Origin of the sequence: Caballeronia sp. (genome assembly GCF_028292365.1) — a bacterium.
In the GTDB taxonomy this organism is placed as follows: domain Bacteria; phylum Pseudomonadota; class Gammaproteobacteria; order Burkholderiales; family Burkholderiaceae; genus Caballeronia.
In genome coordinates this window covers 18160-28534 of sequence record NZ_JAQGMM010000242.1, presented here as the reverse complement: position 1 = coordinate 28534, position 10375 = coordinate 18160, and the positions used below count along the sequence as shown (strand labels likewise).

At 58.0% G+C, this 10375-nt stretch carries 12 protein-coding genes; 6 read left to right on the top strand and 6 right to left on the bottom strand.

What is annotated here, in order from left to right; all coding sequences use genetic code 11:
* The first annotated feature begins 298 nt into the window (after positions 1-298).
* Positions 299-886, top strand: coding sequence for a hypothetical protein (locus tag JWR14_RS15035; protein WP_299708029.1), 588 nt, complete (start codon positions 299-301; stop codon positions 884-886).
* A gap of 35 nt (positions 887-921) precedes the next feature.
* On the opposite strand, the gene JWR14_RS15030 is transcribed toward JWR14_RS15035, so the two are convergent.
* The 3 genes from JWR14_RS15030 to JWR14_RS15020 form a co-directional block, all read right to left on the bottom strand.
* The gene (locus JWR14_RS15030) at positions 922-1758 is read right to left on the bottom strand and encodes a DMT family transporter (protein ID WP_299708027.1); all 837 of its coding nucleotides are present in this window, start codon (positions 1756-1758) and stop codon (positions 922-924) included.
* Positions 1759-2327: 569 nt separating this feature from the next.
* Positions 2328-2795, bottom strand: coding sequence for a CBS domain-containing protein (locus JWR14_RS15025; protein ID WP_299708033.1), 468 nt, complete (start codon positions 2793-2795; stop codon positions 2328-2330).
* A 75-nt stretch (positions 2796-2870) separates the two neighbouring features.
* Positions 2871-3191: a zf-TFIIB domain-containing protein gene (locus tag JWR14_RS15020; RefSeq protein WP_299708025.1), complete on the bottom strand. Its 321-nt coding sequence runs from the start codon at positions 3189-3191 to the stop codon at positions 2871-2873.
* Between the two features lie 131 nt (positions 3192-3322).
* On the opposite strand from JWR14_RS15020, the gene nhaR reads away from it, so the two are divergent.
* Entirely contained in the window at positions 3323-4216 is an 894-nt protein-coding gene (gene nhaR / locus JWR14_RS15015) for a transcriptional activator NhaR (RefSeq protein ID WP_299708023.1), read from the top strand.
* A gap of 372 nt (positions 4217-4588) precedes the next feature.
* Positions 4589-5893 (top strand): oxalate/formate MFS antiporter, encoded by a 1305-nt coding sequence (gene oxlT / locus JWR14_RS15010; RefSeq protein WP_299708021.1) that lies wholly within the window; start codon positions 4589-4591, stop codon positions 5891-5893.
* Between the two features lie 96 nt (positions 5894-5989).
* Here oxlT and JWR14_RS15005 read toward each other — a convergent pair whose 3' ends face one another.
* The 3 genes from JWR14_RS15005 to JWR14_RS14995 all read right to left on the bottom strand — a co-directional run bounded on the left by JWR14_RS15005 (position 5990) and on the right by JWR14_RS14995 (position 7976).
* Positions 5990-6256: a cupin domain-containing protein gene (locus tag JWR14_RS15005; RefSeq protein ID WP_299708019.1), complete on the bottom strand. Its 267-nt coding sequence runs from the start codon at positions 6254-6256 to the stop codon at positions 5990-5992.
* A gap of 77 nt (positions 6257-6333) precedes the next feature.
* The gene (locus JWR14_RS15000) at positions 6334-7302 is read right to left on the bottom strand and encodes a bile acid:sodium symporter family protein (RefSeq protein WP_299708017.1); all 969 of its coding nucleotides are present in this window, start codon (positions 7300-7302) and stop codon (positions 6334-6336) included.
* A 245-nt stretch (positions 7303-7547) separates the two neighbouring features.
* On the bottom strand, positions 7548-7976 hold the full coding sequence (locus JWR14_RS14995; protein WP_299708015.1) for a DUF1810 domain-containing protein: 429 nt from the start codon (positions 7974-7976) through the stop codon (positions 7548-7550).
* Positions 7977-8137: 161 nt separating this feature from the next.
* On the opposite strand from JWR14_RS14995, the gene JWR14_RS14990 reads away from it, so the two are divergent.
* The 3 genes from JWR14_RS14990 to JWR14_RS14980 are packed head-to-tail and all read left to right on the top strand — an operon-like array spanning position 8138 to position 10341.
* On the top strand, positions 8138-9064 hold the full coding sequence (locus JWR14_RS14990; protein ID WP_299708013.1) for an ABC transporter ATP-binding protein: 927 nt from the start codon (positions 8138-8140) through the stop codon (positions 9062-9064).
* A complete protein-coding gene (locus JWR14_RS14985) occupies positions 9061-9822 on the top strand; it encodes an ABC transporter permease (protein WP_299708011.1) in 762 nt (253 codons plus the stop codon). Before JWR14_RS14990 ends, JWR14_RS14985 begins: the two co-directional genes overlap by 4 nt.
* Positions 9823-9834: 12 nt before the next feature.
* Positions 9835-10341, top strand: a complete 507-nt coding sequence (locus tag JWR14_RS14980; RefSeq protein ID WP_299708009.1) for a cupin domain-containing protein — start codon at positions 9835-9837, stop codon at positions 10339-10341.
* Positions 10342-10375 lie beyond the last annotated feature (34 nt).

The window sequence follows — 10375 nt, the reverse complement described above, 5'->3', positions numbered from 1 at the left end:
AAGTATCAGCCACCTTCAACCATTCAAGCTTTGGCCGGTGTCCTGAAAGGATGCCGGTCTTGCGTCGTCTTTCTGTTGAATCGATTCGTTTGTTATAAATATAATAATTATAATAAATTCGATCTGTTAAATACTCCACCCGATTACATGATAGCCTGTAATTAACCTGGTCTCGTGGACAGAACTCCGGTGTCCGCTGTATAAATAACATTCGCAAATTAATGCGCTGGCGCTTCGTAATCGAATAAACCATTCGATTCGGTTCGCGATTTAATTCCCTTTCGCCCGGAGAAACTGCATGAACGCAAAATGGACTGTGGCTTTATCGCTTGCCTTATTAACGGCGGCTGCGCATGTCGGCGCGCAAACCGATCAGCAACTTTCCAGCGCCGCGATTCAATCCGCGCTGAACGCCCCGCCGAAGCAGCTTCATGCGCAGATTGTCGGTATCGACACAGGCACCAGGACCTTGACGCTAAAGGGCGCGAAGGGCGTCGTGATACCGGTGGCTGTCGGCCGAGAGGTCACGAATTTCGATACCTTGAAGATTGGCGACCGCGTGGATGTGCAAGTCAGGGACGCACTGCTGATCAGGGCAGTGAAAGCGTCAGTGAAGGGCGACGAATTGCGAAAACGTGTTGATACTGACGTTTATGCCCCCGCATCTGGTTCCCAAGGTTTTGGCGCCGTCCATGAAACTGAGATTGTCGCAACGGTGCAGAGTATTAATAGCAAGAATAAAACAATCACGCTGCGTGGTCCGTGGCATACCGAGACGTTCGATTTAAGCTCTGAAATAGCCGCATATAAATTGAAGAAGGGTGACACCGTGCACGCGGTGTTGATTTCAGCCACCGCAGTCGAAGTCACTCCCACGGCGAAATAATGCGTGGAGTCGATTGAGAGTCGGATAATTGTCGCTTAAATGCGGATCAAGACCGCGCCGGCCGTAACGAGCGCACACGCGAGCACGCGCCGCGCGGTCAGCTTTTCACGCATGAACAGCCAGCCGATCAGAACCGCGAAGATGGAACTGAGCTCGCGCAACGCCGAAACCATTGCAATGGGCAGGTAACGAAATGCAATGATCACAATGGTGTACGCGACCATCGCAATAGCACCGCCGGCCAAGCCTTGCAGCGAGCGTCGGGGGTCGTCGAGGAACAGGCGGCGCGGGCCGCCGTATCGATAAAAGGCCATCCCGGCGAGCGGTACGTTGAAGAGGATGTACGCCCAGGCGATATAGCCGAAGCCGCTGCCGGCCATACGCACGCCGATTCCATCCACGATTGTGTAGGCGGCGATGAACGCGCCCGTCACGAGTGCCGCCGGCACGCTTGCGGTGGCGAAACGGCGCTTGCGGAATGCCAGGGAAATGATGCCGACCGACACCAGCGTGACGCCCGCCAGCGCAAGCGGTCGAAGGTGTTCGCCCGCGAAAACGAACGCGCCCGCGAACACCAGCAGTGGCGAAAGACCACGTGCAATCGGATAGATCTGCCCGAAGTCACCCGCGTTGTAGGCCTTCGACAAGGCCACGCAATAACCGAGCTGCAAAGCTGCCGATGCCGCGATGTAAGGCCAGCTCTCGCGAGCCGGCGCAGGCACGAACAGCAACACGATTGCCGAACACACGAGATAGGGGAAAGACATCATGCCGAACTGCCAGACCCGGTCGCCGCTGGTGTGCAGGAAGGCGTTCCACGTGGCGTGCAGCAGCGCGGAGAACAGGACAAGCAAGACGATGAAAGGCTGCATCAGGACCGCGGGAAGGGTGACGGCGAAGGTGACATCGTCCGTGGCAAGGTAAGGCGTTTGATGGCAAAAAGTGGCAAACGGTGAAACGCCATTATGGCAGAGAACGGGCGTTGCAGTTTGCTTGTCCTGTCTCGACATACGCAACCGGCAAGGATCTCAACGAGCCGGCGTGGGCAACGAGGCGGGCCACAAGGCAGCCTGGGACTGAGTGTTGTCGGAACGGTCCTATGGGCGGCGATGCGCGAATCGCCAATCTGATATTCGAGCGGTTTTGTGATCGCCTGTTCGTTTTTGAGGACCCACACGTTGCGCGCCAGCACGAAGCAGATATTCAGTTGCTTGAGCGCGCCGTTACTCCGGTGACTAATGATGTCGTATGCAAAGCGTTCCCGCGAGTGGCCAGGCACAGGCCGGAAATGACGGTGCAGCGCGCGAAACTTCACCCGTGCTATTGCATGAAGGTAGGAAACCTAAAGGTTTAAAATTCAGACGAGGGCGCGGGGTCGTTCTCGCGCCTCTTGCACCGCGACCTCGCCAGGGGAATGACTCGTTATGAGCGCAGCCACTGACTACCGCGTTTCGGCCTCCAGCTCTGCTGCATGACTGTTGCCTTGAATGTAGTGCTCCAACTGGTGGATAGTGAATTGTTGCTCGGCGATCCGGTTCCTGACGAGATCGCCGATCGATACCATGCCGATCAGCAGACCGCCGTCAATCACCGGAAGATGACGTATCCGGTTTTCGGTCATGATCGTCATGCATTCGTCCGTCGTCTGATTGAGACGAACGTATCGGATGGCTTTCGACATGACATCGCCCACGGGCGTCTGTTTTGACAACCTGTCGTGCAATACGATTTTCCGGGCATAGTCGCGCTCTGTCACGATACCGGTGATGTGCTCTCCGGACGTGACAACAAGTGCGCCAATTTGTTTATGTGCCATCAGCTTGATGGCGTCGAAGACACTCGCGGACGCTTCGATCGTGTGAAACGACTGATCGGTTTTCGAACTCAGCAATTGTGCGACAGTTGCCATCATGTGCCTCAATCAAGAAATAGGTTTGAGCTGCTGCTCATGTTGCGCGGTTGTCCGCGTTGTTCTCCGAATTCTTCAGCCGAAGTCGAAGAGATCGCCGAGTAACGACTTCTTCTTTTTGTACGGATAACGCCGGTCGCCATACTCGTCGTCGCGGTAACCGTTGCGTCGATCGTGGTCGTTGTAATGACGTCCTTCGTCATGCCGGCGCGCGACCGGCGCGCTTGCCGCTGGCGCCTGCCCTTGCGCGACAGCTTCGTCAGCGGAGCGTTCGATCAGTTTGTCGAGTTCACCGCGATCCAGCCACACGCCGCGGCAGGTCGCGCAATAATCGACTTCAATTCCCTGGCGGTCCGCCATCAGCAGATCCGGCGTCTTGCACACTGGACATTTCATTACCTTGCCTCCTTCGTCAAACACCCTAGCGAAGCCTCAATGTAGCGGATGTAGGCTTAATGTAAAATTCGTATTTTTGACGTCGATACGTCGAGAAAACCGATGTATCCAGCATCGCCGTGGAGGCATGAATGAACTTCAAGCATTTGTATTATTTTTGGGCCGCGGCGCATGCGGGCGGCATTGCACGTGCCGGCACGCAGCTGCATATCACGCCTCAAACGCTGAGCGGCCAGATCAAGCTGCTTGAGGACGCACTGAACAAAAAGCTCTTCAAAAAGAGCGGCCGCAACCTGGAGCTGACGGATGCGGGCCGGCTTGCACTCGATTACGCCGATGAAATCTTCTCGCTCGGCGCCGAGCTGGAAAGCGCGGTCAGGCAGGAGAAGGAGGCCGCACGGGCGCAACTGCGCGTGGGCGTGGCAGATTCGGTTCCGAAGACAGTGGCGTATCGCCTGCTCGAGCCCGCATTGAACCTCTCGGACTCGCTGCGGCTGATCTGTCATGAAGGCAAGCTGCATGCGCTGCTTTCACAATTAGCCGTGCATAGACTGGACCTGATCATTGCCGATGCACCCATCCCGCCCGATGTGAACGTCAAGGCGTTCAACCATTCGCTTGGCCGTTCGACGCTCAGTTGCTTCGCATCCAAAGCCTTGGCGGCACGCGCAGCAAAAGCCTTCCCCGCATCGCTCGGCGACATGCCGGTATTGTTGCCCGGCATTGAGTCAGCAGTCCGAAGGAAGCTTGATCACTGGCTCAAATCACGCACGATCTCGCCGCGCGTGGTGGGAGAGTTCGACGACAGCGCGCTGACGCTCGCGTTCGGCCGTGAGGGAAGAGGGGTGCTGTTTGCACCGACGGTTCTCGCGGCACAACTCAAACGAGAGCACGGTTTGATTGCGGTTGGACATATCGAAACGATTGTTGAGGAGTTCTTCGCCATCTCCATTGAACGGCGGATCAGCCATCCCGCCATATCGTCGATCATGAGCACAGCGCGCAGCGAACTGTTCAATGCGTAGGACGCTTAGGTCGCCTGACCTCACCCTCCGCTGACAGACATTTTCAGTTTTTGAATAAAAAGCCTTTACATTACATTTAACTTTCTACTATAACTGTCGTACGTGTTGCGGACTGCCATGTCGCGCACCATGTCTCGGCCCGCCAGGCTTGCCTGCGGGCCTTTTTTTGTCGCGCAAAACAATCGGAAATACGCTTTCATATTTCTTTCAGTATTAACCCGATCTGGTAAAAACCCTGTGAATTCTTTCATTGTACTTACTTGATATATTACATATTGTGTATTCCATCGCTATCGAAACGTAGGTCAGGCGATGACGGAGACGTCCATTCGGCGTCCCGAATACAAGGCAGCAAACGCCAAGGAGACAGTGATGGAATCGAATCGCCAGGAAGGTGCGTCGCGGCTAGCGTCGCCATGGATGCAGCTCGTGTTTGGCGTGATCTGCATGGCCATGATCGCGAATATGCAGTACGGCTGGACCTTGTTTGTGAATCCGATCGATGAAAAGCATCACTGGGGTCGAGCGGCGATTCAGGTAGCGTTCACGATCTTTGTGGTCACGGAAACCTGGCTGGTCCCGATCGAAGGTTATCTCGTCGACAAGTACGGCCCGCGTCCGGTTGTGGTTGCGGGTGGTCTGCTGTGTGCGATTGCGTGGGCGCTCAACTCGGTGGCTTCATCGCTGCCGTTGCTGTATTTCGCGGCGGCCGTGGGCGGCGTCGGCGCGGGGGCCGTGTATGGCACGTGCGTTGGCAATGCATTGAAGTGGTTCCCCACCCGGCGTGGTCTGGCAGCTGGCATCACCGCGGCCGGCTTTGGGGCGGGATCGGCCGCAACCGTCGTGCCGATCGCGCACATGATCAAGAGCAGCGGCTACGAGGCCACCTTCCTGTGGTTCGGCCTCGGCCAGGGACTGGTCGTGTTCCTGCTCGGCATGGCGCTGTATGCGCCGCCTGCAAGCCTGCTTGCATCGGTCAAAAGTGCGCTGAAGAGCGCCGTTTATAACGCGACACCGAGGCAGGTCGTTAGCTCACCGATCTTTTGGGTGATGTACCTGATGTTCGTGATGATGGCAGCGGGCGGCTTGATGGCAACCGCTCAGTTGGGTCCTATTGCGAAGGACTTTGGCCTGCATGATTCGCCTGTCTCGCTGCTTGGCCTGACGTTGCCCGCGCTCACGTTCGCGCTGACGATCGACCGGGTTCTCAACGGCTTGACCCGGCCTTTCTTCGGCTGGATCTCGGATCGCATCGGCCGCGAGAACACCATGTTCATGGCGTTTGCGATCGAGGCGGTCGGCATCTTGATGCTGTCGAAATATGGACAGAGTCCGGTGGCGTTCGTCGTGCTGACGGGTATTGTCTTCTTCGCCTGGGGTGAGATCTACAGCCTCTTTCCCGCCACTTGCGGCGATACATTCGGGCCAAAGTTTGCAGCCACCAATGCGGGTCTGCTCTACACGGCGAAGGGGACGGCGGCTTTGCTCGTGCCGTTCAGCAGCGTGATAACGGCCGCGACCGGCAGTTGGCACGCGGTGTTCATGCTGGCATCGGGAATGGCAGCGGCGTCGGCGTTGCTGGCGCTGTTCGTGCTCAAGCCGATGCGGCAGGCTCACAAGGAGAAGCATGCATCAGCGGTCGCGGACATGCCGTTTGGTTCGGTCCTGAAGGAGTGACCATGTGATGCGGCGAGGCCGATGTGTTCGTTGGCTTCGCTTGGCTTTCCAATGAAGGAATGGCCGGCGTTCGTCCGGCCGCCTTGCTATTTATTGCTATTTCCTGCCCACCAGATAGCAGACGCCTTCGGGACCATAACGCTCGCTATGCGTTTCGTTTGCTCTCAAGTGGAACATGTCGCCTGGCTGATAGCGCGTGTCTTTATCGTCGATGCGCAGTGTCAGCTCACCTTCGAGAATCAGCGCCTTGGCTTCGAACGCATGCGCGTGGTCGTCAAGAGACGCGCCGGCTTCGCGCTCCACCAGCACGGTGGTCTGAAAACCCTCGCGCGCGAGCATTTCGATGAAATCGTCGCGTTCCATGATCGTTCCCCTTCTAGCCGGTCTTGATTCACTCACTAATATAGGTTGAAACGACACGGCGTAGGGGAGGCTTAGCGTCAGCTTTCCAGCCGCGAACCTTGCGCCAGCTCGCGCGCCTCAAGATCACGCGTCGACCCTTTCGCCGGCCGTCCAGCCCAGTACCCCGCCAGCAACGATCCCGACAAGTTGTGCCACACCGAAAACAGCGCGCCCGGAAGTGCTGCGATCGGCGTGAAGTACAGCTTGCCCAGCGTGGCAGCCAGTCCTGAATTCTGCATGCCGACCTCGATTGCCAGCGTGCGGCACACGGCTTCATCGAAACCAAGCAGGCGGCCGCCCCAATATCCGCCAAGCAAGCCGATACCGTTATGCAGGATCACGCCCAGCATCACCAGCAAGCCGACCGACGCAATACTTTTCTGCGTGCCGGCTACCACGGCCGAGATGATCAGCAGGATCGCGATCATGGAAATGATCGGCAACGCAGGTTCGACTGCGCGCACGGTCTTGTGGAACAAGTGGTTGATGATCAGCCCCGCCACAATAGGCAACGCGACAATCTGCAGAATGCTCATGAGCATGCCGTGGACATCGACGGCAATCGACGCATCCACGTAAAGGCGCGTCAGCAGCGGTGTAGCGAACACGCCGACCAGCGTGGACAGCGCGCTGATCGTGACGGACAGCGCTACGTCGCCGCGCGCGAGATAGATCATCACGTTCGACGCCGTGCCGCTGGCAACGCTGCCGACCAGCACCATGCCCGCCGTCAGGTCGGGCGGCATGCGCAGCAGGTGGGCTATTACCCAGGCTGCGAGCGGCATTACCAGGTAATGCAGGCCGATCCCCGCGACAACTGGCGCCGGCCGGGTGAAAACGCGCCGGAAATCGGCGAATGAAAGGGTCACGCCCATCGCGAACATGATGATGGTGAGCAACGTAGTGACGTGCGGCGCGATGCCTGTGAATGTTGCCGGCGAGAAGTACGCGACGACCGAAATAAGAACGGCCCAAAGAGGGAACAAGCGGGTGACGCGCGAAAGCATGGAGAGGCGATCCTGGCTGATTAATAGGGGCGTCGCCCTGAGCGCCGGCGTGCACCGCGCTGGGCGAATAACGATAAAGCGAAGCGAACAGAAGGGTGTTCCAGGCTTGGCTGACCGTGCCATCGATAGATGCGGCCAGTGACGCAATCCGCCACGAGTCCTCGTGGGACCGGCAGGTGGTAAATGTGCGTCGACGCGAATTGTAGCGTTTCGTCGGAAGAGATCCGCTGGAGCGGAGGTCGCGCTCACCTCAGCCGCGCGACCGTTCCTGCGTCCGGCTCGCCGCCGAAATAGGTGTTCAGCGCCAGTTCGAACGGCGTCTTGTCGCGCGCGGCGTGGGCGAAGAGGGTCATCGACGAATGGAATTTCAGGTCGTCGGGGTAACCGAAAATTTGCTCCACCGAGCGCCCCTCGAGCGCGTTCACGATCTGGGTGAGGATCACCAGGCGCTCACCCAGCACGGGATGATCGAGGTAGGCTCGCGCCTCGTCCACCGATGAAATTGCGTACCGGCGCGCCATTTCGCTATGACCCAACCCCTGGATTTGCGGAAACACGAACCACATCCAGTGCGTGCGTTTCTTGCCCGCCTCGAGCTCGGCCGTGACGGTCTGGAGCACCGGATCCTGGGCATCGATAAAACGCTGCAGGTCAAAAAGAGCGGGATCGGTCATGCGAACCTCCGGGGTCTTCCTGGAATACTGCCGCGAAATAAACCTCAAACCTGACCGCAAACCCCATTCCCGGCGCTTTTCGTGGTCATGCGGCCACGTGGCCCCCAATCCAATCCCGGCCATTTGCGAACGATATTCCGCTTTCTGATATCTTCACGGCCATGCAAAACATCATCGAAATTTCGAATCTGTCGAAGAGCTATGCGTCGGGCTTCAAGGCGCTCAAAAACGTCACGCTGAGTATCCGCCGTGGCGAAATCTTCGCACTGCTCGGGCCGAACGGTGCCGGTAAAACGACCCTGATCAGCATTGTGTGCGGCATCGTGAATGCCACGGAAGGCACGGTCCGGGTCAACGGTCACGGCATTATCTCCGACTACCGCGCCTCCCGCGCGATGATCGGTCTCGTGCCGCAGGAGCTGACCACCGACGCTTTCGAGTCCGTCTGGGCGACCGTTTCATTCAGCCGCGGCCTGTTCGGCAAGCCGCCGAATCCTGCGCATATAGAAAAAGTGCTGAAGTCGCTGTCGCTATGGGACAAGAAGGACAACAAGCTGGTCACGCTGTCCGGCGGCATGAAACGCCGCGTGCTGATTGCCAAGGCGCTCTCGCACGAACCGGAAATCCTGTTCCTGGACGAACCGACGGCAGGTGTTGACGTCGAACTGCGCCGCGATATGTGGAATCTCGTGCGCGGCCTGAAAGCGAACGGCGTGACGATCATCCTGACGACGCACTACATTGATGAAGCCGAGGAAATGGCAGACCGGATTGGTGTGATCAACGGCGGCGAAATCATTCTGGTCGAGGAAAAGGCCGAACTGATGCGCAAGCTCGGCCAGAAGAAACTCGTGCTGCAACTGGAGGACGAGATCGACACCATTCCCGCCGGCCTGAGTGCTTACCGGCTCGACCTGTCCGCCGACCGGAGTGAGCTGACCTACACCTACGACGCGCAGGATGAACCGGGTCGCATCATCACGCTGCTAAAAGACCTGGCCGATAACGGCGTCAAGTTCAAGGACCTGCAAACGACGCAAAGCTCGCTTGAAGATATTTTCGTGAGCCTGGTCGGAGAGAAAAAATGAATATTCACGCAGTCCGCGCAATCTATGTATTCGAAATGGCGCGCACGTGGCGCACCATCATGGGCAGCATCATCTCGCCGGTTATTTCCACCTCGCTGTATTTCGTCGTGTTCGGCGCCGCGATCGGCTCGCGCATTCCCGAAGTGAATGGAGTGAGTTACGGCGCGTTCATCGTGCCGGGGCTCGTGATGTTGTCACTGCTCACGCAAAGCGTGTCCAACGCGTCGTTCGGGATCTACTTTCCAAGGTTCACCGGGACCATCTATGAATTGCTGTCGGCGCCGGTCTCGTATATGGAGATCGTGCTGAGCTACGTTGGTGCGGCCGCCACCAAGTCGATCATCCTCGGCCTCATCATTCTTGCGACCGCGCGGTTGTTCGTGCCGTTGCATGTCGATCACCCGTTCTGGATGATCGTGTTCCTGCTGCTGACCGCGGTGACGTTCAGCCTGTTGGGTTTTATCATCGGCATCTGGGCGGACGGGTTCGAGAAGTTGCAGGTGATCCCGTTGCTGATCATCACGCCGCTGACCTTCCTCGGCGGAAGCTTTTATTCCATCGATATCCTGCCGCCGTTCTGGAAAGCCGTCGCGCTGTTCAACCCGGTGGTTTATCTGATCAGCGGGTTTCGCTGGAGTTTCTACGGTACCGCCGATGTCAGCGTCGAGATCAGCCTCATCATGACGCTGGTGTTCCTCGCGGTGTTTATTGGCGTGGTCGCTTGGATCTTCAAGACGGGCTACAGGCTGAAAGCATAAGGAGCGTTTCTGATGCGTGATGTGCTGATCGAACGGTTCGGACTCCAGCCGCACCCTGAAGGCGGCTATTTCCGCGAGACGTTTCGCGGCGCGGACAGGGTAGTGCGCGAGCTTTCACCGGGCGAGACGCGCTCGGCATCAACGGCGATCTACTACATGCTTTGCGATGGCGCGCATTCGGCATGGCATCGAATCCGCTCGGACGAGGTGTGGCACTTCTATGCAGGAGAGCCAATCGATGTTCATGTCATCGATATCGCCGGGCAATTGCTCACGCATCGCCTGGGTAACGCGCTGACGCAACACGACGCCGTATTCCAGGCGGTCGTACCAGCAGGGCAGTGGTTTGCCGCAGAGTTATGTGATCCGGCGGCGTTCGCGCTGGTGGGCTGCACGGTCGCGCCCGGGTTCGAGTTCAGCGAGTTCGAACTTGCCGATGTGACCGCTTTGACAAAAGCGTATCCGCAGCACGAGGCCGTGATCGAAAGGCTGGGTCCTGCGGCAGGAACGAAGCGCTGAGCGCGTGCTGCGGCACGCAATACGCAACGCGTAC

What these genes read in the sequence shown, in the direction of transcription:
- JWR14_RS15035 (WP_299708029.1), top strand. Translation starts at nt 299, where the DNA reads ATGAACGCAAAATGGACTGTGGCTTTATCGCTTGCCTTATTAACGGCG.
- JWR14_RS15030 (WP_299708027.1), bottom strand. Translation starts at nt 1,758, where the DNA reads ATGCAGCCTTTCATCGTCTTGCTTGTCCTGTTCTCCGCGCTGCTGCAC.
- JWR14_RS15025 (WP_299708033.1), bottom strand. Translation starts at nt 2,795, where the DNA reads ATGGCAACTGTCGCACAATTGCTGAGTTCGAAAACCGATCAGTCGTTT.
- JWR14_RS15020 (WP_299708025.1), bottom strand. Translation starts at nt 3,191, where the DNA reads ATGAAATGTCCAGTGTGCAAGACGCCGGATCTGCTGATGGCGGACCGC.
- nhaR (WP_299708023.1), top strand. Translation starts at nt 3,323, where the DNA reads ATGAACTTCAAGCATTTGTATTATTTTTGGGCCGCGGCGCATGCGGGC.
- oxlT (WP_299708021.1), top strand. Translation starts at nt 4,589, where the DNA reads ATGGAATCGAATCGCCAGGAAGGTGCGTCGCGGCTAGCGTCGCCATGG.
- JWR14_RS15005 (WP_299708019.1), bottom strand. Translation starts at nt 6,256, where the DNA reads ATGGAACGCGACGATTTCATCGAAATGCTCGCGCGCGAGGGTTTTCAG.
- JWR14_RS15000 (WP_299708017.1), bottom strand. Translation starts at nt 7,302, where the DNA reads ATGCTTTCGCGCGTCACCCGCTTGTTCCCTCTTTGGGCCGTTCTTATT.
- JWR14_RS14995 (WP_299708015.1), bottom strand. Translation starts at nt 7,976, where the DNA reads ATGACCGATCCCGCTCTTTTTGACCTGCAGCGTTTTATCGATGCCCAG.
- JWR14_RS14990 (WP_299708013.1), top strand. Translation starts at nt 8,138, where the DNA reads ATGCAAAACATCATCGAAATTTCGAATCTGTCGAAGAGCTATGCGTCG.
- JWR14_RS14985 (WP_299708011.1), top strand. Translation starts at nt 9,061, where the DNA reads ATGAATATTCACGCAGTCCGCGCAATCTATGTATTCGAAATGGCGCGC.
- JWR14_RS14980 (WP_299708009.1), top strand. Translation starts at nt 9,835, where the DNA reads ATGCGTGATGTGCTGATCGAACGGTTCGGACTCCAGCCGCACCCTGAA.